The organism is Nocardia jiangsuensis (assembly GCF_042650385.1).
GTDB classification, from domain to species: domain Bacteria; phylum Actinomycetota; class Actinomycetes; order Mycobacteriales; family Mycobacteriaceae; genus Nocardia; species Nocardia jiangsuensis.
Genome location: NZ_JBHSAX010000023.1, coordinates 25,643 through 48,220, shown reverse-complemented (window position 1 = coordinate 48,220; position 22,578 = coordinate 25,643). Strand labels below are relative to the sequence as shown.

Annotated in this window: 10 protein-coding genes; 6 read left to right on the top strand and 4 right to left on the bottom strand. The window is 72.2% G+C overall.

Going from position 1 to position 22,578, the window contains the following annotated elements:
* Window positions 1–4: 4 nt before the first annotated feature.
* Genes ACFO0B_RS27645 through ACFO0B_RS27635 form a run of 3 tightly spaced genes read right to left on the bottom strand, consistent with a single transcriptional unit; the run spans window position 5 to window position 2,261 of the window.
* Window positions 5–634 (bottom strand): NERD domain-containing protein, encoded by a 630-nt coding sequence (locus ACFO0B_RS27645; RefSeq protein WP_378615948.1) that lies wholly within the window; start codon window positions 632–634, stop codon window positions 5–7.
* 23 nt (window positions 635–657) lie between these two features.
* Window positions 658–1,884, bottom strand: coding sequence for a DNA sulfur modification protein DndB (locus tag ACFO0B_RS27640; protein WP_378615946.1), 1,227 nt, complete (start codon window positions 1,882–1,884; stop codon window positions 658–660).
* Window positions 1,885–1,895: 11 nt separating this feature from the next.
* Window positions 1,896–2,261 carry a DUF732 domain-containing protein gene (locus ACFO0B_RS27635; protein WP_378615944.1) on the bottom strand — a complete coding sequence of 122 codons (366 nt, stop codon included), beginning with the start codon at window positions 2,259–2,261 and terminating at the stop codon, window positions 1,896–1,898.
* 127 nt (window positions 2,262–2,388) lie between these two features.
* On the opposite strand from ACFO0B_RS27635, the gene ACFO0B_RS27630 reads away from it, so the two are divergent.
* From ACFO0B_RS27630 to ACFO0B_RS27615, 4 genes are all read left to right on the top strand, one after another.
* Window positions 2,389–4,257, top strand: a complete 1,869-nt coding sequence (locus ACFO0B_RS27630) for an N-6 DNA methylase (RefSeq protein WP_378615942.1) — start codon at window positions 2,389–2,391, stop codon at window positions 4,255–4,257.
* A gap of 18 nt (window positions 4,258–4,275) precedes the next feature.
* Window positions 4,276–5,355, top strand: coding sequence for a hypothetical protein (locus tag ACFO0B_RS27625; RefSeq protein ID WP_378615940.1), 1,080 nt, complete (start codon window positions 4,276–4,278; stop codon window positions 5,353–5,355).
* Window positions 5,352–6,764, top strand: coding sequence for a serine/threonine-protein kinase (locus ACFO0B_RS27620; protein ID WP_378615938.1), 1,413 nt, complete (start codon window positions 5,352–5,354; stop codon window positions 6,762–6,764). Before ACFO0B_RS27625 ends, ACFO0B_RS27620 begins: the two co-directional genes overlap by 4 nt.
* A gap of 88 nt (window positions 6,765–6,852) precedes the next feature.
* Entirely contained in the window at window positions 6,853–12,006 is a 5,154-nt protein-coding gene (locus ACFO0B_RS27615) for an AAA domain-containing protein (protein WP_378615936.1), read from the top strand.
* Between the two features lie 9 nt (window positions 12,007–12,015).
* On the opposite strand, the gene ACFO0B_RS27610 is transcribed toward ACFO0B_RS27615, so the two are convergent.
* Window positions 12,016–14,106, bottom strand: coding sequence for a DEAD/DEAH box helicase (locus tag ACFO0B_RS27610; RefSeq protein ID WP_378615934.1), 2,091 nt, complete (start codon window positions 14,104–14,106; stop codon window positions 12,016–12,018).
* A gap of 207 nt (window positions 14,107–14,313) precedes the next feature.
* Between ACFO0B_RS27610 and ACFO0B_RS27605 the strand changes: the two genes are divergently transcribed.
* Window positions 14,314–17,667 (top strand): hypothetical protein, encoded by a 3,354-nt coding sequence (locus ACFO0B_RS27605; RefSeq protein WP_378615932.1) that lies wholly within the window; start codon window positions 14,314–14,316, stop codon window positions 17,665–17,667.
* Window positions 17,664–22,577 carry a DEAD/DEAH box helicase gene (locus tag ACFO0B_RS27600; protein WP_378615930.1) on the top strand — a complete coding sequence of 1,638 codons (4,914 nt, stop codon included), beginning with the start codon at window positions 17,664–17,666 and terminating at the stop codon, window positions 22,575–22,577. Before ACFO0B_RS27605 ends, ACFO0B_RS27600 begins: the two co-directional genes overlap by 4 nt.
* Window position 22,578: the final 1 nt, after the last annotated feature.

The window sequence follows — 22,578 nt, the reverse complement described above, 5'->3', positions numbered from 1 at the left end:
CAACTTAGTACCGTTCGGAGGTAGCGGCGCGTTTCCCGCCGGTCAGATCCCCCAGCGACCCATTGTGCTGCTCCCAGGCCTCCGGGGCCACGATTCCGGCGTTCTCCAGTGCTTCGGCGATGCGAATAGCGCGCTCGTCGGGCATGCGGTGGCGGACGTTGTGCGCGGGGCGGGCCAGCCGGTCGATCAGCGCGTCGACCGGGACGATGTAGCGCAACTCCCGGTCCGGCAGGTGCAGGACGGGCTGGTGTCCGGCGAAGACGACCAACGTCCGGATGTAGACCGGTTCGCCCGCCGCCTCGATGAGCCGGGCGAGCGCGCCGCTCTTGTGCCAGGTCAGCTCGAGCGGGTTGCCGTGCGCGATCCGCTCGCCGGACTCGTTGGTCTGCACCCAGCCGTCGCGGGTGGCGGTGACCTCGCCGTTCCAGGTCTTGAGCTCGACCATGTGCAGCCCGGCCGGGGCCGCGATCAGCAGGTCGATCTCGTAGAGCTTGCCCGCGGCGGTCGCGAAGGTGAAGTTCGACCAGGCCCGCCACGGGCCGGTGTCCGGCATGGCGGCGCGGATGCGGTCGAGCGCGGAGCGCTCGTGCGGGTAGGCGGACTCGGTGATCGTCGTCCACCGCGGGTTACTCATCGTCGTCTCCCTTCGGTGCCAGGTCAGGCGGCGGCGAGCAGGCCGAGCTGGTGCTTCACCCGGTCGGCCGCCTCGCGCACCGGGCCGCGCTGGGTGCTGATCTTGCCGTCGGGCGACAGGATGGTTCCGGCCCAGAGCGAACCCGAACGGCGCCAGTCGATCTCGGTCGCCAGCCGCCGGTAGGCGTCCTGCCTCCAATCCAGGTCCGCGCTCTTGCGGATCTCGTAGGCGACGCGGCCGATGATCACCAGGCCGGTGGCGGTCATGTTGACGTACTGCTGGCGGAAGTCCGCGACCTGGTTGGCGGGCCCGCCGGTGGTGGGCAGCGCGCAGATCTCCCGCCACGGGTCCATGTGCTCGGAGAGCGCCTCGACCAGGGCGACGGCATCGGCCACCAGCTCGTCCCTGGCCCGCGGGTCCGCGAGCAGCCGGGAGCTCTGCCTGGCCACCGAGTCCTCGGAGAGCGCGTAGTCGGCGAAGAGCAGCTCCTTGACGAACTGCCGGACCTGGTTGAGCAGGAACACCGCCTGCGACGCCTTCGGCAGCGTCTTCGAGGTGGCGTCCACTCGCCCGCGGAAGAGGCGGGTGCGGTCGACCAGGTCGGCCAGCACGCCGTTCACCGGCTCGCGGGTGTTGTAGACGGCGAGCAGGCTCGCCGGGATCTGCTTGGTCTGCGCGGCGTCGGCGAAATCCTGGTGGATCCGCTTGAGATCCTCCTCCACCACGATGAGCACCGCGAGGCTGTCGTCCTCGAAGCCCTGCTCCAGATCGACCAAGCCGGGGATGGCCGAGCGGCCGGAGCCGTGGCCGCGGATCGCGGTGATCCGATGCTGGCCGTCCGTCACGTAGAAGCGGACGTCGTCGCCGACCACCATGAAGCCGAGCCGGTTCTTGAAGTTGCCGCGCGGCAGGTGCAGCGCGGGCAGCTGCCTGGCATTGAGCGTGACCGGCGGCAGGATGTAGTCCGCGCGGTTCTCCCGGACGTAGCTGTTGATGTTCTTGACGTGGTCGGTCATGAGCGGGCGGTTGGTGGTGTTGGCCGGGTCGCCGCCCTTCTCCACCGATTCCGCGACCACCTGGCGGGCCAGGAAGGCGTAGGGGAACGACGTCGAGATCATGGTGCGCCTGCCCTGGCGGAAGACGGTGCAGGGGAACACCCTGGAACCCGCTGCGGCGGCGTCGGCGGCGGCAGCGGCGAGCGCCTGATCGAGGCCGTCGTGCTCGCGCAGGCCGATGTGGTTGTCGGACATGGAAATCCTCCTCAGTACCGGTGCCGCGGGCAGTAGGCGTTGATCGCGGCCTTGACGAAGGTGTACGGGTACTCGACCGCTTCGGAGAGCTCCTCGGCCAGGGTGATCCGGTTGCGCGCCGAGTTGCCGCGCCCGTCGAGCCAGCTGCAGCTCGTGTGCGCGAGCTGGATGACCGAATCCTGCAGGGCGCAGGAGGAGTCGTCGTAGTGGGCGTCCTCGAGGAAGCGGTGATCGGCCGCGGAGCGCGGGCCGCAGCCGCTGGCGGAGGAGCCACCCGCTGAGCCGGACGGCGGCGCGGCGGTGGCGGGCGCCGCGAGGACCGCGGCGGCGGCGCAGAGCGCGAACAGGGACGACAGCGTGCGAGTGGCGGTAGCCATGGGATTCCCCCGGGGAAGTTGTCGAGGTGGGTGCGAATGCAAACAGGACAGTACGGGCAACGTGAAAACATTGTCAATCAATATTCGGGTGTTGATTTTCGCCCATTCATGTCGGAGGGTGGGACCCGTGACCACGATCAGCGCCGCCGACCTCTCCCGGCTCGCGGGTGTCACCCGGGCCACCGTGAGCAACTGGCGGCGCAGGCACGCTGACTTCCCGAAACCTGTGGGGGGCACCGAAACGCGGCCCGTCTTCGACCTCGACGAGGTGCGGAGCTGGCTGGCCGAGCATCGGATCGAAGCCGGGGAGACACCGCTCGCCGAACTACGGACTTTGCTGCGCGGCGAAGTGCGGCCGGAGGCGGTCACGCAGCTCATGCGAGAGCTGCGGCTCGCCGACGGTGCCTGGGCGCTCGACGACGCCACGGACCCCGTGCTCGCCGCACGGGCAGTGCCCCTGCTGGAGCGGGTGCGGCGGGCGGACGGTGTCCGGGTCGCGGTCGACGCGCTGGCCGATCGCGCACTCGAAGACGAGCTCGCGCCGAGCCTGCACCGCACCGCTGAGCCGCTCGCGGCGCTGATGGCGGAGCTGGTCACCGACCCGGCCGATCCGCTGCGCACCGTATTCGACCCCGCCTGCGGCAGCGGCGCGCTCCTGCTGGCGGCCGCGAACAACGGCGCGACCGAGCTGCGTGGGCAGGACACCGTGCCGGTGCAGGTCGAGCGCGCGCGGCTCACGGTGGCGGCGGAGACCGGGCTCGACATCGACATCCGGTTGGGCGACAGCCTGCGGGCGGATGCCTTCCCTGGCTTGCTCGCCGACGCGGTGCTCACCGATCCGCCCTACGGTCAGCGAGATTGGGGCGCCGCCGAACTGGCCTTCGACACCAGGTGGCAGTACGGACTGCCGTCCAAGATGGAGTCCGAGCTCGCCTGGGTGCAGCACGCGATCGCGCACCTGCGGCCAGGGGGCAGCGCCGCCGTGCTGCTGCCGCCCGCCGTCGCGGCGCGGGCGTCCGGGCGGAAGATCCGGGCGGGGCTGGTGCGGGCGGGAGTGTTGCGGGCGGTCATCGGGTTGCCGCAGGGCGCGTCGGCGCCGTGGCAGGTCGGGCTGCAGATCTGGGTGCTGCGCCGGCCGCTGCCCGAGCCGCGGTCCGCCGAATCCGTGCTCTTCGTCGACATCACGCAGATGTCGGACGAACAGGACATCGACTGGGCGGTGCTCACCGAGCGGGTGCTCGGCGCCTGGCGGGCCGGTGGCGGCACGGAGCCCGCTGCCGCGGTGGTCGCCGCGATCGACCTGCTGGACGAAGCCGTCGACCTCACGCCCGCGCGGCACGTGCACCCGGCTCTCGACACCGGAGCGCTCACCGCCCGGCTGGAGAGCGCGACCCGCCGGTCCGCCGCTGCCGCCGCGGAGCTCGGCGCGCTCCGGGACGCGCTCGACGACTGGCTGGAGGGGCCCGGCCGCGGCTGGCGGCGGGTGAGCATTGCCGAACTCGCCGACCACGGCTGGCTGCGGTGGTTCCGATCCCAGCGCGAGGACTCCGTTGACCCTGGTATCGAGGCGGGCGATGTGCTCGTCGCGCTCGGCCGTGCCGAGCGGCTGAACGGGCACGCGGTACGGGTGGCGGAATCCGAGGACGTCGCGGACGCGCGGGGACCGAACCTGCACACGCTCCGCGTGGACCCCGAGCACCTCGACCCCTGGTTCCTGGCGGGCTTCCTGTTCGCGGGCAACGGCGCCGCCGCCAGGACCGCGACCGTGCGCTTCGACCCTGGCAAGTTGCGCGTCCCGGTGCTCGCCCTGCCGGAGCAGCGGCGCTACGGCGCGCTGCTGCGGACCATGTTCCGGCTGCGCAAGGCCGCGGGACGAGCCGCCGCCGCGATCGAAGAACTCAATGACACAATGGTTTCCGGGCTGACCGCCGGTGTGCTCGCACCGGCCGGCGCGCCGGAGCACATCGACGGCGATCCGTTCGGCGCCGAGGGGTAGCGGGTGGGAGGGTTCGGCATGTGGGATGACGTCGCCGGGCAGGTCTTCGACGCCGGCTGCTACGACCCCGGCCTGTACGGGCACGACGCGGACAGCCGCTGGCGGTCGGCGGAGGGGGCGGCCGCCTGGATCCGCCAGTGCCTCACCCAGGTGTCGGCCGCCGGACTGGTCGCGGTTCCGCTGCCGGTCGCCGCGGTGGCGGGCGAACAGGCGCGGGCGCTGCGCGGTGAGCTGCTGCGCGGCGGGGTACTGCGCGCGCTCGTGACCGGCCTGGACGCCGATCGTGACCTGTGGGTGCTCGCCGCGGGCGAGCGGGTGGACGAAGTGCTGCTGCTCGACGCCGCGGGTGATGTCGGCCGGGTCGCGAAGGTCTGGCGGGCCTTCCGCGCCGACCCGGCGGATCCGCTGCCGGCGCCGCATGTCGTCCGCGGCATCGATCGGCTCGCCGACCGGATCGACCTGACCCCGCCGACCCCCGTGCAGCAGTGCCCTTACCCCGCGCTGCGAGCGCGCCTGCTGGATCGTCCGGATCCCGGCCTGCCGCAGCTGGCGCCGATCGAGCCGCCGGGCGCGGTGACGCTGGGTGAATTGGTCGAAGCCGAGATGGTCGCGGTGCGCCAATCGCCGCCCGCGGTCGCGATGGGCGGCGACGCGCCGATGTGGACAGCCAAGGATGTGCGGCTCGGCCGGGCGCCGTCGCGCGCGGGCGACGCGGCCGCTCCTGGCGCGGTCACCGCGCGGGCCGGGGATGTCGCCGTGCTGGTGCCCGAGGGGGTGGCCCGGGTGTGCCGGGAGGAGGGAGTGCTGCTCGGACCCGGTATCGAACTCCTCAGGGCTGACCCGTCCGTGCTCGATCCCGAATTCCTCGCCGGCGTGCTGCGGGCCGCGGTCGAGGATGCGGGCGGAGTGGACCTCTACGCCGTGCCGGTGCCGCGGCTCACCCCGGCCGAGCAGCGCCGGTACGCGGCGGCCTTCGTCCGGCTGCGGGCGCTCGAAGCGGAGTGGCTGCGGTACCGCGACGAACTCGACCAGCTGGTCCGCGCCGGATTTCGCGGACTCGCCGCCGGTCGGCTGCGCCCGGCCGAGGAGCCGAGGTGACCGTGACCGTCGTCGGGGGACGCTACGACCTCATCCGCCAGGTCGGGGCCGGCGGCATGGGGCAGGTCTTCGAGGGCTTCGACCGCAACCTCAAGCGGCGAGTCGCGGTCAAGCTGACCCACATCGATCTGGAGACGGACAGCGAGTGGACCAGGCGCTTCCTGCGCGAGGCGGAACTCATGGCCACCGTCGGCCACCCCGGCGCGCCCGCCATCCACGATGCCGGAATCACCGATACCGAGCCGCATCGGCCGTACCTGGTGATGGAGTTCGTCGACGGGGTGACGCTGGAGGACGTGCTGGCCCGGCACCGCCGCCTGCCGTTCGGCGTCGTCGCTACGCTCGGCGCCCAGGTGGCGGCGGTTCTGGCCGCCACCCACCGGCACCGGATCTACCACCGCGATCTCAAGCCGTCGAACCTCATGCTCTGCCACAACAGCACCGTCAAGGTCCTCGATTTCGGGCTCGCCGTCGCTCCGGATACCGACCGCAGCCGCTACACCTCGACCGGGCAGACCATCGGAACGCCCGCCTTCATGGCCCCCGAGCAGATCGAATCGCGGGAGATCACGCCGCAGACCGACCTGTACGCGCTCGGCCTCATCCTGCACGAACTGCTCACCGGGGAGCGGGTCTTCGCAGGTGCCAACGCGTTCAGCGTGTGGTCGCGGCAGGTCTCGGCGGCGCCCCCCGACATCCGCGCCGCCTGCCCCGGCATCCCCGCCGACCTCGCGGGGGTGCTCATGTGCATGCTGGAGAAGAAGCCGGAGGCCAGGCCGGCCGGTGCCACCGTCGTGCACGCCGTGCTGATGCGGCATGCCACCGGTCTCGCCGAACTCGTCGACGACGCCGACAGCCCCGCCCGGCTGTACGCGGCCGCGGTGAGCGCACCAGCCCTTTCGGCGGCCCGCCCGGTCGACGATCCCGCGGAATTCCCGTCTGCCGCCGGGAAACGGGTACCGACCGGCGATCTGAGCCGCGGCGATCTGCACCGCGCCGTCCAGCGGGCCCGCAAGCTGGCCGACGAATCCCGCTACCACCCGGCGGTCAGGCACCTGCACACCGCCGTACGCGCGGCCGTCCCGCTGCTCGGCGCCCGCGACGCCGACGTGGTCGACGCCCGCGTCCAGCTCGCCGGGCTGCGGTTCGAATCCGGCGAGTACGCCGAAGCCGCCCCGCTCTACCGAGCGCTCATCGACGATCTCACCGCCGAGCGCGGCCCCTACGACGACCAGGTCGTGTACTGCCAGCGCAGGCTCGCCGAGTGCCTGCTGCACCTCGGCGACACGGGCGAGGCGCGCGAGCGGTTCCGGCGGTTGCAGACTCAGCTCGAAGCCAGGTACGGCGCGGCGGACCGGCGGGTGTCGGAGATCAGGGCGCTCGCCCGCGAGCCGCGGCCGGAGCCGTAGCGGCGATCGTGTAGCAACCCCGCCGGGGTTGGCGATAGCGTTCGGGACCAGCGGGGACCGTTCGGCAGATCGAGATAAGGAGGACACGGTGACGGGTTTGGCGGGCGGGGGCGCCACCCCGGCGGATCGCGGGGCACGGCTGTTCCAGTACCTGGCCCGGGTGCAGGACATCGGCATGACCAAGATCTCGGATGTCGCCGACCTCGGAACGGTGCTCTGGCTGGCGGATCTCCCGGTGCATCCGGCTGTGCAGTATCAGCGGGACGCACCGGGCGAGCCGTTCCTCCGGGTCGCCAAGGTGCGGGTCGAGCCGGTGATCGAGCTGCACGACACCCGCGTGCTCGCCTGGCTGGCGCCGGGGCGGATCGATGATCCCGACACCGAGCCGGAGCTGCGCCTCCGGCGGATGGGCGCCGACGGCGAGGAGTTGCTGAGCGATCACCCGGACATTCGCCGCGCCTTCGATTCCTGGATGACCCGATGGCGGCCCTGGGCGTACAAGGCCCGCCGCGACCAGCTCGCGCACCGGCTCTACCGGGAGCTCTACGATATCTACACCCGGCTGAGCGCGGCGTCGGAGACGACCGAGGCGGTGCTCGGCCTCGGTTGCCTGAGCTGGAAGCCGCCGACCGGCGCGACCGTGCGCAGGCACGTGCTCACGGTTCCGGTGAAGATCGATTTCGACACCGACTCCGGTGCGCTCGCGGTCGCGGTGGAGAGCGGCGGCAGCGGGATGTCGGTCGAGCTCATGGATTTCCTCGAGCACGGCCACCTCGGCAGCGCCACCAATCTGCACCAGGCCGAGGAGTTCGCCCGCAGCGAGGCCGTCGACCCGTTCGACGAGCCGGCGGTCGGCGGGCTGGTCCGCCGGGTGATCAACTGCATCAACTACGGCGCCGACTACCTCGAGCAGATGACCCCGGCCGTGCCGGGCCGGGAGGCGACCGGCGCCTACGCCCCCGCGCTGATCCTGCGCTCGCGCGGCAAGCGCGGACTGGTGCGGGTGCTCGACTCCATCGCCCGGCGCATTCGCGAGCAGGGGGCGGTGCCCGACGGCATTCGCAACCTGGTCGACCCCGACTACGTGCCGCGCCGCGACCAGCCGAGCGACGAGGGCGCGATCGTCCGCGACGGCGCCGACAGCTTTCTTCCGATGCCGCTCAACGACGTCCAGCTGCGCATCCTCGACCACGTCGACTCCAGCGCGCACACCATCGTGCAGGGGCCGCCGGGCACCGGGAAGACGCACACCGCCGCCGCGCTCATCGCCCACCTGCTCGCGCAGGGCAAACGGGTGCTGGTCACCGCGCACACCGACCGGGCGCTGGAGGAAGTGCGCGGCAAGCTGCCGGACGCCATCAAGCCGCTCTCGGTCGCCGTGGTCGGCGCGTCCAGGGATTCGTTCGCCGACCTCGAGGTGGCCGTCGAGCGGATCTCCGAGGCCGCCGCCGAACACGACCAGGCCAAATCGGACCGGGTGATCGCGGGCGCGCAACGGCGAATCGGCGAGCTGCGCGAGCGCCGCGCCGGGGTCATGGGCCGGCTGCGCGCGGCCAGGGAAGCCGAGGTGCGCACCTACGACATCGCGGGGTACCACGGCACGCTGACCGCGCTGGTGTCGGCGCACCGCGCGGACCGGGAACGGTTCGGCTGGATCGCCGAGCTCGCCACGCCCGGGATAACCGAGGCGCCGCCCGCCTCGGCGCCGGAATTCCTCCGCTGGCGGGAACTGGTGCTGGACGAGTCGCTGCGCGATCCGGAGGTGCAGGCGCCGACCCTCGTCAGCAACGCGGAGCTGCCGCCGGGCGCCCAGGTCGACCAGTGGTTCGCCCGCCGCGCCGAGGCGGAGCAGCGCTGCCGTGACTACCGGGAGGTGGGACAGACCGAATGGGTCCGCCGGGCGCAGACCCTGGCGCCGCACACCAGGGCCGAGTTGCAGGAACTGGTGCAGGGGCAGGACCGGGCCGCCGCCGAGTTGACCGACCAGCGCGAGACCTGGATCCGGGACGCACTGCTCGACCTGCGCGGGGGGCGGCCGGCGGAGTGGCAGACCAGGGCGCACCGCATCGGCGAGCTGCTCGTCCCGGTCGAGGCCGCGGTCGGAGCGGTCGGCATCAGCGAGATCACCGTGCACAGCAACGATCTCGCACCCCTGGTCGCGCTCGCGGAGGCGGTGCTGGCGCACATCGAGCGGAAGGGTGAGCTCAAGACCCAGAGCGACGGGTCGCCGAAGGCGGGGCTCACCACGGCCAAGGTGATCAAGGAGGCCAAGCCGCTCTTCGACAACGTCCGGGTGGACGGCCGGATCCCCACGACCGCCGAGCAACTGGAGAAGTTCCGGCAGTACGAGCACGCGAGCCGGCTCCTCAACCAGCTCGACGCCGCGTGGCAGGGCGTCGCCCAGCCACCGTCGGGCGCGCCGAGCTGGCGGCTGGCCTGGCACCGGGAACGGCTCGCACGGCTCGACGGCGTGCTTCGGTTCGGCACGCAGCTGCAGGGCGCCGGCGCGAAGCTGCGCATGTACGGACTCCCGGAGCCGGATTGGGCCGACCCCGGCTCGGTGCAGCGCATGGTCGAGGCCTTCCACGCGGTGACCGCCCTCGACGAGCTGCACGCGGCGCAGGCGCCGATCACCGACCTGCTGCAGCGGCTGGTCTCGCTCGGCAACGACCCGCGCGCCACCGCCAACCTGCACGAGCTGCGCGCCGCGGTCGAGCACGCGGACGGCCCCGGTTACCACCGCGCGCTGGCCCGGCTCACGGAGCTGCGGAGACTGCGGGAACTGCGCGCACAGCGGCAGGAACTGGAGGCACGGATCACGACGGTGCCCGCCCTGCACGCGCACATCCGGGCGACCATCCAGGACTCCGGCTGGGACACCCGGCTGCGCGAACTCCCCGCCGCCTGGAGCTGGTCCGCCGCGGGCGCCTGGTTGGACCAGCTGGCGGACGAGCAGGTGAACGACCTGCTGCGGGAACTCGACGCGATCGAGGAGCAGTTGCGCGCCGAGGCCACCGTGCTCGCGGTGACCAGGGCGTGGACCAGAGCGGTCGGGCCGGGCCGGCTGAGCAACAGCTCGCGGGCGGATCTGCGGCAGTACGTGCAGCTGGTGCGCAAACTCGGCAAGGGGACCGGCATGTACGCCGGCCGCAGGCGGGCGGAGATCAAGCAGACCCTCGCGCGCTGCCGGTCCGCCGTCCCGGTCTGGATCATGCCGATCTACCGGGTGGTCGAACAGCTCGACATCGAGCAGGACATGTTCGACGTCGTGGTGGTCGACGAAGCGTCCCAGGCCGGGCTGGAATCGGTGTTCCTGCAGTACCTCGCGCCGCGCATCGTGGTGATCGGGGACGACAAGCAGGTCTCGCCGTCGGCGGTCGGGGTGGACCAGAAGGAGCTCGAGAAGCTGGCCGGCCAGTACCTGTTCGACGACAAGTACCGGGCGACCTGGCAGGAGCCGAAGCGGAGCCTGTTCGACGAGGCGACGATGCGGTTCCCGGCGCGGCTGACGCTCAGGGAGCATCGGCGCTGCGTGCCCGAGATCATCGGCTTCTCCAACAAGATCGCCTACGAGCCCTACAACGTGCCGCTGATCCCGGTCCGGATGTTCGGCGCCGACCGGCTGCCACCGATCCGGACCGTGCACGTCCCCGACGGTGCCAATCCGGGCAAGAACAATGTCAATATCGCCGAGGCGGACCGCATCGTCGAGCAGATCGAGCGCTGTGCCGCCGACCCTGCGTACGACGGCAGGACCTTCGGGGTGATCTCGCTGCTCGGGACCGCGCAGGCGAAGCTGATCTGGGACAAGCTGCTCGCGCGGTTCCAGCCCGAGGAGCTGATCCGCAGGCAGCTGCGGTGCGGGGACGCGGCGGATTTCCAGGGCGCCGAGCGCGACGTCGTCTTCCTGTCCATGGTGAAGGCGCGCGGGCCGGAGGCGCGGCTGGTGGCGCAGAGCCGGGACGAGGCGATCCAGCGCTACAACGTCGCGGTCTCCCGGGCGCGGGACCAGCTCTGGCTGTTCCACTCGGTCACCCTCGATGACCTGCGCAACCCCTCCGACATGCGGTACCGGCTGCTCGACTACTGCCTGGAGGCTTGGCAGCACGACGTGGAGCAGGCCGCGGGACGGACGCCGCCGGTTCCGGAGGATCGGGTGGTCGCGCCCTTCGATTCACTGTTCGAGCAGCAGGTCTTCAATCGGATCGCCGAGCGGGAGTATCGCGTCGAGGCGCAGTACTCCACCACGGGGTACGACATCGACATGGTGGTCACCGGATCGCACGCGCGGGTCGCGGTGCAGTGCGACGGGGACCGCTGGGACGGGCCGGAGGAGTTCGACAACGATTTGTCCAGCCAGCGCGAGCTGCAGCGGTGCGGGTGGCCGTTCGTGCGGATCCGGCAGTCGCAGTTCCTGCGCGACCCGGAGGCGGCGATGGCGCCGCTGTGGGCGACCTTCGACGAGATCGGGTTGCTTCCGGTCGCGGCGGAAGCGGTCGACGGCGGGGGCACCGAGCTGTCCGGCGCGGACAACGCCGCCGCGGACGGGATACGGGAGGTCGCGCCGCGGGCGCCGGTGTCGTCCGGCTTGGCCCCTGCGCCCGAGCGCGCACCGCAGTCGGACTGGGCACCACCGCCGCGGCGACCGGCGCCGCCGCTGACTCCGCAATCGCCGCTTGCTCCGCAGCCGCGGACGCCGGTGCCGCCGCGCTCTGCGGCGCCGGAGCCGCCGGTGCGCGACTACCGCGCGTTCACCGAGCCGCTCGCCGCGCCGGATGCCGCCGCGCCGAGCGCGGTGACCAAGGATCTGGTGCGGATCATCGAGGTCGAGGGCCCGGTCACCGGCGCCCGGCTGCTGGCCGCCTACCGGCGGTCCACCGGCGGCGCCGCGAGCGACGCCACGATCGAGCCGTTGCTGACCGGGGCGGTCGAGGGCGGCGACCTGCTCGCCGACGACCCGCTCGGCGCCACGGGCGATCCCGCGCTGCGCGCCTACCGCACCCCGGAGCAGCCGCCGACCGACCTGCGCACCCTCGGCCCCCGCTCCGTCGACCAGGTCCCGCTGCGGGAACTGGCGGAGGCCATCGCTGTGGCGAGCGGGGAACCGGGCTCGGCGGAGCGCAGGGAGGTGATGCGCCGCGCGTTACGGAGCATCGGTCAGTCCGAGTTCACCGAGCGGGCTGTCGCTGCGCTGGCCCTGGCGTGGCCGCTGGCGCGAGTCGAGGTCACGACGGGGTCCTGACGCGGGCTGTCAGAGCAGCCCCGCGGGCGTGGTGCCGCGCAGGAAGGCCGCGACGCCGATGAGCCGATGATGTGGCACCCGGAGCGGCGCCAGTGCGCGGACCAGCCGCGGGAACTCCGCGATCGGGTCGTCCGCGCGCACCGCCCATTCCGTGACGAGGTCGAGCGCGGCTCCGCGCTGGGCGGCGGTGCCGCCTGCCGCGGTCGCCAGCAGCACCAGCTCCTCGGCCTCGTCCTCGATCGGGCGGAAGTCGAGGATTCCCGCTGCGGCGGCCGCGCTGACCGCCGTCGCCATCGCGCGCGGATCGGTGAGCCCGATGAGGTCGCCGAGCTCGTCGGCGGTCGCGATACCGCCCTGGGCGTGCAGCTGGTCGGCGAGTTCGGTCGTCACGGGGTCGGCCTCCGGTTCGATGGGTGAGGGGTCCGGCGCCGGGGGTACCGGCTCCGGTTTCGGGCGGTCGGTGTGGCGTATCGCGGGCATGCTGCGCGGCGTAGGACGCCCAGGTTCCGCTTTCGGTCCTGGTGCGGCGGTCCGCGAAGCCGGTGCCGGTGCAGTGGATTCCGGATCGGCGGCGTCCGCGGCGGGGAGCAGGCGCGTCAGCAGACCGGGGAGCTCGGCGGCCCCGATGGTCACCTCCTCCGCGGCGATCTGCCTGAGCTTACGAATGTGCGCACCGGCTCGGCGCGGATCCTCCGCGGAGTTCTCGACATAGACGAGCAGAACGACGGGAGCCCGCGCCGCGCCGGGACGGATCACCCGGCCCAGCCGGTGCGCCAGCTGCCGCTCGGTGAGGTCCGGCGTGACGAAGACGCCCATGCCGACGTACGGGACGGTCAGCACCGGATCCAGCCCGCGGTGCTCGACGACCGCGTGCATCCCGCGCTCCCGCAGCCGCCGCGCGATGTCGTCGCGGGCGACAGCGCTGATGTCCTCGCCGACCCGGGCGATCCTGAAATCGGCACGGTCGAGGGCTTGGACCAGCCGGGTCGCGGTGGCGGTGCGGTCGGTGAAGAAGATCGTCTGCGTGCCGGTCAGCGCGGGCGGCAGACCGCGCAGTGCGGCCAGTTTTTCCTGGCACCCGCCGAGCACCTCGGCGCGCTTGCCGATCGCCTCCAGGTAGCGCTTCGCGAACACCGCGGCCGGCCCCCTGGTATCCACCTGCGTCCTGGCGAATTCCTCGGTGGCCGTGGGGGCGTCCGGCGCGCCGTAGGTGCCGACGAGCGTGTCGAGGGAACGCTCGGCCCGGTCCTCGGCGGCCCGGAGGATCCGATCCTCGCTCTCGGTGAGCCGCACCGGCACCTGGACGAGGGAGATCCGGGGGAGCAGGCCGTTGTGCACGGCGTGCTGGTAGTCGCAGCCGGGAATGATGTCGCCGAAGTACGGCTGGACGACGGTCCGGATCAGGTCGTCGCCGCGTTCGGCGCCGCAGGTGAGCGCGAGGCGCCACTGAAAGACCGGGAGCAGCGCCTTGGCGTACGCGCCCGCGGTGTAGCCGTGCACGTCATCGACGATCAGCACCGTCGGCCGGTGCTGGGTGTGCTTGTCGATCAGCCGGTCCCGGATCGCGGCGTAGGCGGTGACGATCGTGATATCGCCAGTGGCGGGCAGCCGACCGGCGGCACCGCCGGACCCGCCGATGCTGTGGTCGCGCAGCGTATTCCGGAGCGCCTCGAGCCACCGACGCTGCTGATCGGCGTCCGGGACGAGAATCGCGACCTGATGTCCGGCCTCGACGGCCTCCGCGGCGGCGGCGATGCCGAGCACGGTCTTGCCCGCGCCGTCGACCGCCTCGACGATGCCCCGATAGCCCCGGTTCCGCCAGCCCGCCAGCGTCTGCTCCTGCCAGGTGCGCAACCGTAGGCGGGACGGCCCGGTCCGGCCGGGGGCCGCCACCTTCCGGCTCCCGGTCGGCGCGCTCGCCGCGCTGCCGACGGGCCGCCCGGCATTGCCGCGGGGTGCGCCGACCCCGTGCAGCGACCAGATCGGCGGGGTGTCGTCGGACTTTCCGAAGATGTCCTGGTGGGCGTGCAGCAGGCTGTTGACCGCTGTCCTGGTGACGGCCGGGTCATCGATCGCCTCGGTCAGCGCGCGCGCCGACATGGGTCCCGCGGTACGCAGCAGGGCACGGACCTGTGACTCCAAAGACGCCCGCATTCCGTACCTCCCGATCTTCGCGACACCCGCAGGCACACCGATCACGATCGGCCGCCGGACAAAATTATGTCCGGTTCGTGGCCGGGACGTAGCGTGTGGGCTGCTCCGGACGACAAGAGGGGCGGCAACCGCGACACGATCAGGGGGCGTGCGATGACGGAGTCGTTCTCGGTACAGCAGGCGGGTGAACTGGAACGCGCGCGCGCCGCCGACCTGCGCCGGATCGCGCTCTTCGCCGAGCTCAACCTCGATGCCGACGAGATCGCCCGCAGCACGGAGCTCTTCGCGCAGATGATCCGCCGCTACCACCGCGCCAGGGGCCCGGAGTGGATCATCGGCCGGTTCCCCGCCCTGACCCTGACGACGCTCATCGGGCACGCCGGGTTGTACTACGACCGCAATCGGTACTGGGACAGCTTCTGGGCGGAACTCGGTCTCGCGCGCGACATCGACTTCGAGAAGCTGCTGCGCGAAGTGCTCCGCGATCTGCTGCGCACCTTCGGGATGCGGGAATTCCCGGAGCTCGAGCATCAATACGTCCAGGTGATGGCGGTGCACGCCGGCATCCCCGTGCACTGCCTCGGCGATCTGGTCGACGTCATCGACCAGCACATCACCGCCGGGCGCACCGCCACCGGCGCCGCGCTCTTCGAGTGGCTCACCGCACCGGGAATGGCCTACCGGCTCGATCCGCTCGACGTGCCGGTCCGGAATTTCCTGCGGCTCGGCGGCGAGGTGGCCGTCGACATCGTGGACCGGATCATCGAGTTCGCGGAGTACTTCGCGGAGCACCCCGAGGCGGCCAACGACCTCACCCTCGACACCGCGACGACGGGCCTGCCGAACCTGCTGCTCGACGCGCTGATCGACCGGCTGGACGGCCGCCCGCTCGGCTCCGGTCCCCTGGAGCCGGCCGCGGTGGCGCGGACCAGGCAGCCGCTCGTCGCGTACTCGCCGCTGGATCAGCGGATCGTCGTCGAGGTGCCCTACCCGCAGGCCGCGCCGGAGTCGCCGTGGCGGGTCCTCTTCGACGGGGCGCCGCAGACGGTCTACGCCGAACGAGCCTGGGGGAGCAGCGGCGACGGGGCGCAGCCGGCGACCCCGGTGCCGGTGCCGCGGCCCGTCCGCCAGATCGTGCTCGGCCACGAGTCCCTGGCGGGCATGGTCCGCTTACCCCTGGTCGACAAGAACGATCCGCTGCTGCTGTTCGACGAGTCCGGGCGGGCGCTGTCGCGGCACGCCGCGCTCCCGCGCGGCATGGTGGTCGCGGTGTGCCCGCACGACGCGTCGGTGATCGATGCCGATGCGGGGGTGCCGCTGGAACCTATCGACGAGCTGGTCCCGGTGGGCTGGCAGGACTGGCGGGCCCGGACCTACGACCTGTCCGGGCCCGCCGCGATCCGGTGGCGGCGCGGGCCGCGCACCGGGCCGCTGCGGCAGGTGCGGGCCAGTGCGGCCGCCCGATTCGGGTTCGGTGCGCCGCTACCGGGGGTGAGCACCCGGAGCGGCCTGTCCGTCTACGCCGAACGCCCGACGGTCGAGTTACCGCCCGCTGGTGTGCCCACCAGGTGGCGGGTCCGCACCCGGCGCGCGGGAACCGTCGACTGGCTGACCGACGACGAGTGGGAGGCCGACGCCGAGGAGACCGAGCTCGACCCGTTCGACGGGGTCGCGCCGGGGCTGCTCGGATTGTTCGATGTGGTGGTCAGCGGCCCGCTCGGCTCGGACCTGCGGCATTCGGTGTTCCTCGCCGAAGGACTCGCGGTGCGGTACAGCACCGAGTTCCGGGTGCCGGACGGCGACGGCCTCGCCCCTTCCTCGTGCGCGCTCACCGCCCGCTCGCCGCTGACCGTCGACGCGCAGCGGCTCGAATTCGGTCGTGCGGTCCGCGATCTGGAGATCCGGGTCGGTTCCGGCGATCGTTCGGAGCGGCTGCTCGTCCGCCCGCCGCACATCGAGCTGCGGGTCGACAGCGCGGGCACGGTGGCGCAGTGGCGCTCCACGGCCGCGACCCTGACCACCGACCAGCTCGCTGAGCACGCGACGATCGCCGTCCGGGTACCCGGCGAGGTCGAGGTGGACATCGTCCTGACCGATCAGGCGGGCGCGGTCCGCCAGATCGAAGTGCCGAACGTCGCCGCGGGCAACGTCTTCCGCGTGCCCACCCGGACCTTCCTGGACACGGCGCGAAGCCTGGGTGTCTCGGCGCTGCTGGCCCGGATCGATGCCGCCGACGGACGCACACGCGCCGTTCCGCTGGCCCGGATCAGGCCACCGGCGTTGTGCACGGGGGTCGGGGTGGCGGCGGGCGCGCTGCTCTTCGACGGTGTCTCCGGCAGTGACCTCGCGGCGCTGGTCTGGGCGGACACCGCGCCCTGGCGGGAGCCGGACCAGCTCGTGCTCGACGGCCCCCGCGCGGTGCTGCCCCCGGAGTTGCTCGACGCGGGACCGCTCACCGTACAGGTGTACGTCGATGACCCGTGGTCGGTCACCGTGGTGCCGGAGCAGCCGGGCGACGATGCCCTGCGGATCGACCGGCCCGGATGGTTCACGGATCCGGACCCCGCCCGGACGGCGCTCTCCCGGTTCCTCGCCGGGCTCGGGCCCGCGCCGGCCGACGGTGCGGTGCTGCCCGAGGTGTGGGCCGCGCTGGCCGGGGCCACGGCCACGCGTCCGATGCGCGCGGTCATGCACGAACTGCTCCGCCGGGACCCGCGCTCCGCGCTCGAAGCGCTGGCCGACACCGCGATCCCGCCCTCCGGCCATCCGGCCCTGCTCATCTCCGCCGGGCTGGCGGAGGCCGACTTCGCCTCCGTGGTGCGAACGACGCTGCCCGCCGATCCGTGGCTCGGCTGCCTGCTCGACATCGCCGATCTGCCGGTACTCGCCCGCGACCGAGGCTCGGCCGGGTATCGGGACCTGATCGGCCGGCTCGCCGAAGCGGGCGGCGAGCGGCTGCCCCGGATGCTGGCGGGCGATGCGGGCAATCCGGGCGAAGGCGTCTTCGATCTCTCGGCGGTGCGCATGCACCGCATGGATCCGGCGGCGATCCGGGAGCTGAAATCGGCGTGCGAGATCGTCCCCGCGGCGCTGCTCGACACCGATACCCGCACATCGGCCATGTTCGAAGCCTTCGAGCAGCGCCTGGCCTGGCAGGACGACCCCGCGAGCGGGCGGCTCAGCGGCGGCTCGCGGCCACTCCTCGCGGCGGTGCGCCGGGCGTCGCGGGCCGTCTACGATCAGATCGCCGCCCGCAACGAGGTCTTGGACGGCGTCGACACCGCTGAGCTGCCGTGGATGCTGATGTCGATGCAGTCGCTGCTGCTGGCGGTGGTCGCCCGGTCGGCCGCCCGCGGTTCGCGGGTTGCGCCGATCACCCCCGCGCTCCGCGCGGATTGGGCACGACTGGCCCGCCTCTGTCCCGCGCTGGTGAGCACCGATCTGCTGATCGCCGACGCGCTGACCACCCACGACCGCCACCCCGACGTGATCGGAGAACCGACGTGACCGACCGGCTGGATCCGCTCGCGGCGGGCGCCGCCATCGAGGCGAGCTACAAGCGCTACCTCGAAACCCTCATCGCCCCGCGTGATCCGGTGCTCGCCGAGGTGTTCGCCCGCGAGGTGCACGACACGCCGCTGCTCACCAGGGGCCCGCTGCTCGAGCTCACCCCGCCCTACGAGCCGGGCCGGTCGCTGCGCGAACTCGTCGCCGAGGGTGTGCTGCACCCCGGCTTCGCCGCGTTCGAGTCGGCGATAGCGCTGGACCGGCCGCTGTACCAGCACCAGGAGACCGCGATCCGCAAGGTCACGGCAGGCCGGAACCTGGTGGTGAGCACGGGAACCGGCTCGGGAAAAACCGAGAGCTTCCTGTTCCCGATCCTGAACGAGCTGGTGGCCGAGCAGGCGGCCGGCACCCTCGGTTCCGGGGTGCGCGCCCTGCTGCTGTACCCGATGAACGCCCTGGCCAATGATCAGCTGAAGCGGCTGCGTGACCTGCTGGCCGCCACCCCGGAGATCACCTTCGGCCGCTACACCGGGGAGACCAAGGAGAAGCGGTCCGACGCCGAGTCGGCGTTCGCGCAGATGCATCCCGGTGTCGACCGGCTGCCCAACGAGCTGCTCAGCAGGGAGGAGATGTGGGCGACGCCGCCGCACCTCCTGCTGACCAACTACGCGATGCTCGAGTACCTCCTGCTGCGCCCCCGCGACCTGGAACTCTTCGACGGCAAGCACCGCGACACCTGGAAGTTCCTGGTCCTGGACGAGGCGCACGTCTACGACGGGGCGCAGGGCGGTGAGGTCGCGCTGCTGCTGCGCCGGCTCCGGGACCGGGTCGCCGCCGACCGCCCGCTGCGCTGTATCGCCACCTCGGCATCGCTCTCCGGCAGCACCGAGGAGAGCCAGGGCGCCGAGGCGACCGGCTTCGCCCGCAAGCTCTTCGACGCCGACTTCGAGTTCGTCGCCGGCGACCCGGACCGGCAGGATCTGGTGACCGCCACCCGGATGCGGCGCCGGAGCGAGCCGACCTGGACCATCACCGACGCCGACCTGCTCCGCCTGGCGGCGCCCGATGCCGACCTGTCCGACATCGGCGAGCACGTGGCCTCCGGTGATGTCGCCGACTCGCTGCACGCCGAGCGCCGCATCGCGGACCTGAAGGCGTTCGCACACGCAGGTCCGGTGGACGTGCTGACGCTGGCGGGCAAGCTGTGGCCGGACGACGCGGAGGGGCCGGCCAAACTGGAGGCGCTCGTCGCGCTCGGTTCGAAGGCGATCGACAGCGGCGGGAATCCGGTGCTCTCGGCGCGGTACCACATGTTCGTGCGGGCCACCGAGGGCGCTTTCGTCAGCTTCGGCGATTCCGGCCCCGCGGTCTTTCTGAGCAGGCACGAGATCGATCCGTCGAGCGGGCGGGCGGTCTTCGAGTTCGGCACCTGCCAGCGCTGCGGGGCGGTGCACCTCGCGGGCGAGCGGGTCACCGAGGAGGGGGTGGCGTACTTCCGCCCGGCGAAGAAGGACACCGCGGTGCGCTGGCTGGTGCTGACCGACACCGCCGATTCGGTCGTGGACGAGGACGAGGCGACTCTCGCCGAGGACGACGGCGATCCGGCGGAGACCGGACAGCGGACGCTGTGTACCGGCTGCGGGGTCCTCGGCGCAGCCTGCACCCTGCGGTGCCCCGGCGGTCCGGTGCTGACGGTGCGGGAGCACCGATCGGCGCGCCGGGTGATGAGCTCCTGCACCGAGTGCGGCGCGCTCGCCCGGCAGGTGGTGCGGCGGCTGCGCACCGATGTCAACGCCGCCCCGGCCGTCATCGCTACGGCGCTCTACCAGCACCTGCCCGCCGCCGAGGGCGAGGCGGGCGATCAGGTGGGCGGCGGCCGGAAGCTGCTGATGTTCTCCGACTCCAGGCAGGCCGCGGCCTTCGCGGCGCCGTACCTCTCCAGCACCTACGGCAGCGTGCTGACCCGGCGCTACATCACCGAGGCGCTGCACGATCCGCGGAACGCGGGAGAGCCGCTGACGGTCGAGGATCTGGCCGCCGCGGTGCAGAAGGTCGCCGAGCGGGCCCAGCACTTCGACGAAGACGCGACGCGCGCGACCAAGCGGCGCGCGGTCCACCCCTGGGTGATGGCCGAGCTGATGACCATGGATCAGCGGCAATCGCTGGAAGGTCTCGGGCTGCTCGCGGTCTCCCTGCTGCCGTCCCGCCGGATACCGATCCCCTCCGGTCTCGTGCGGCTCGGATTCACCGAGGACGAGTTGCGAGGCCTGCTCGCCGAGCTGGTCCGGACCGTGCGCCTGCAGGGCGCACTCACCCTGCTGGACGACGTCGACATCACCGACCCGCTCTTCGAACCGCGCAATGCGCGGATCCGAATGCGCTCGGCCGACTCCGACCGGCGTAAACGGATCATCTGCTGGCGGCCGGGTGGCAAGCCCGGCACCACCAACAACCGGATCGTGCTCGTCCGTAAGGCGCTCGCCGCCATCGGGTCGGAGGCCCCGGCGGGCAAGGTGCTCGACGCGTGCTGGGACTACCTGCGGGAAGCGGGGTGCTTCAGCGCCGAGCAGGACAAGACCGCCGGCGTGGTCTACCAGGTCTCGCACGAGAAGCTGCGGTTGCACGCGGGCAGCGAGTGCACCTGGTTCCGGTGTGGTGTGTGCCGTCGGCTCACCCCGCACGATATTCGCGGAATCTGCCCGCACGGCGCGTGCCCGGGCACTCTGGTGCCCTACTCGGTGCCCGCCGCCGCGGCGGACACCAATCACTACCGGATGCTGTACCGAACCCTCACCAAGGTGCCGCTGGCAGCGCAGGAGCACACCGCGCAGTGGGCGGCGATGGAGGCCGCCGCGGTGCAGCGGCGGTTCGTCACCGGCGAGGTCAATGTGCTCTCCTGCTCGACCACCTTCGAACTCGGCGTCGACGTCGGCGAGCTGCAGGCCGTGATGCTGCGCAATATGCCGCCCAAGACGGCGAACTACGTGCAGCGGGCCGGCCGGGCCGGGCGCAGGGCCGCCTCGGCCGCGCTCGTCGTCACCTACGCCAAGCGGAGCTCGCACGACCTGTCCAAGTTCCAGCACCCGGCCGGGATGATCGCCGGGATCATGCGCATCCCGTGGATTCCCATCGACAACCCGCGCATCGGCCGCAGGCACGCCTACTCGATCGCGCTGGCCGCCTACTTCCGGGACCGCTACGACAGCGACGGGGTCGAGTGGCGGCACGCGGGCGCGTTCTTCGAGTCCAGTGGCGACGGCGAAACCGCTGTCGCCGGCGTCCGCCACTTCCTGACCCCGGTGCCGGAGCGGGTGCGGCAGTCGCTGCGTGCGGTGCTTCCCCCGGCCACCGCCGCCGAGATCGGGGTGGACGACGACCGCTGGGTCGACGCGCTGTGCGACACCCTCGCCGTGGCGGAGCAGGACATCCGCAACGACATCGCGGTCTTCGACGCGCTGATCGCGGAGGCGATCAACGATCGTCGCCTGGAACTCGGCGGGCGGCTGCAGAAGACGCTGCGCACGATCCGGGAGCGGCAGCTGCTCGGCTACCTCGCCAACAAGAACGTGCTGCCGAAGTACGGCTTCCCGGTCGATACCGTCGAGCTGCGCACCGCGCACTGTGAGACCGACCTCGGGGCGAAACTCGAGCTCGCCCGCGATCTCGGCCGCGCGATCTACGACTACGCCCCCGGCAACCAGGTGGTGGCCGGCGGCAAGGTCTGGACCTCGCGCGGCCTGCACAAGCTGCCCAAGCGGGAGCTGGTGGAGATGCGGTACCGGGTGTGCCGCGAGTGCAAGCACCTCGAATGCGGCCACGACCTCGATCCGGCGGCTCCGTGCCCGAACTGCCACGAGCAGTTCGGGCAGCTCCGCCGGTGCGTGTTCCCGGAGTTCGGCTTCGTGGCCGCCCGCCGCCCGCACGACGTGCGCTCCGAGGTGCCGCAGCGGAACTGGTCCGGCGCCACCTATGTCCAGTCGATCGGCGACAGCTCGGACCCGTTCCCGTGGCGCTCCGCCGGCGGTATGGAGGTGTGGGCCAGGGCGGGCACCCGGGCGAAGATGATGGTGATCAGCGAGGGAACGGGCGCCGGCTTCCTGCTGTGCGGGCGGTGCGGCTGGGCCGATCCGCAGGGCAGCGCGAAGGGCGCCGCCAAGCACGAGCACCCGGTCACCGGGGCGCCGTGCACCGGGCAGCTCGGTGTGGTGTCCCTGTCCCACCAGTACGAGACCGACGTCGCCGAGTTCACCTTCTCGGACTACGACTACACCAGGGAATCCGAGGCGGAGTGGCTCTCCGTTCTCTATGCCCTGCTGGAAGGGGCATCGGAGGCACTGGAGATCAGCCGCGACGATATCGACGGCACGCTGGCCTGGAGCGGTGCCGGCGCCCGCAGCATCGTGCTGTTCGACACCGTTCCCGCCGGCGCCGGCGCTGCCAAGCGGATCGCCGCCGAGCTCGACAAGGTGCTGCGCCACGCCGCCGACCGGGTGGCCCGCTGCGAATGCGGCAGCGAGACATCCTGCTACGGCTGCCTGCGCTCGTACCGCAACGAGCGCTTCCACCCCCAGCTGACCAGGGCGGGCGCGCTGAAGGTCTTCGCACAGCTGGAGCTCGTCGCCGCCGAGCCGCCGGAGCCGGCCTGGTCGGAGAACGCCGTGCACGCGCCGGACGCCGTGCGCGCGCTGCTGGCCGAACTCCAGCGCCGCGGCGCGCCGGAGCCGGAGGTGGACACCGAGATCGGCCGGTACTACTGGCCGGTGGACATCGCCTGGCCGGACGCGAAGGTCGTCGTGGTCGGCGACGCGGACGACGACCGGGACACCGGGCTCGCCGCGGACGGCTTCCACGTCGTGCCGATGACCGACGCCACCGCTGCCGGGCTGGAAGAGCTGCTGGCCGCGAAGTGAC

Excerpts from the sequence above, each read along its gene's own strand:
- ACFO0B_RS27645 (WP_378615948.1), bottom strand. The coding sequence starts at position 634 with ATGAGTAACCCGCGGTGGACGACGATCACCGAGTCCGCCTACCCGCAC.
- ACFO0B_RS27640 (WP_378615946.1), bottom strand. The coding sequence starts at position 1,884 with ATGTCCGACAACCACATCGGCCTGCGCGAGCACGACGGCCTCGATCAG.
- ACFO0B_RS27635 (WP_378615944.1), bottom strand. The coding sequence starts at position 2,261 with ATGGCTACCGCCACTCGCACGCTGTCGTCCCTGTTCGCGCTCTGCGCC.
- ACFO0B_RS27625 (WP_378615940.1), top strand. The coding sequence starts at position 4,276 with ATGTGGGATGACGTCGCCGGGCAGGTCTTCGACGCCGGCTGCTACGAC.
- ACFO0B_RS27610 (WP_378615934.1), bottom strand. The coding sequence starts at position 14,106 with ATGTCGGCGCGCGCGCTGACCGAGGCGATCGATGACCCGGCCGTCACC.
- ACFO0B_RS27605 (WP_378615932.1), top strand. The coding sequence starts at position 14,314 with ATGACGGAGTCGTTCTCGGTACAGCAGGCGGGTGAACTGGAACGCGCG.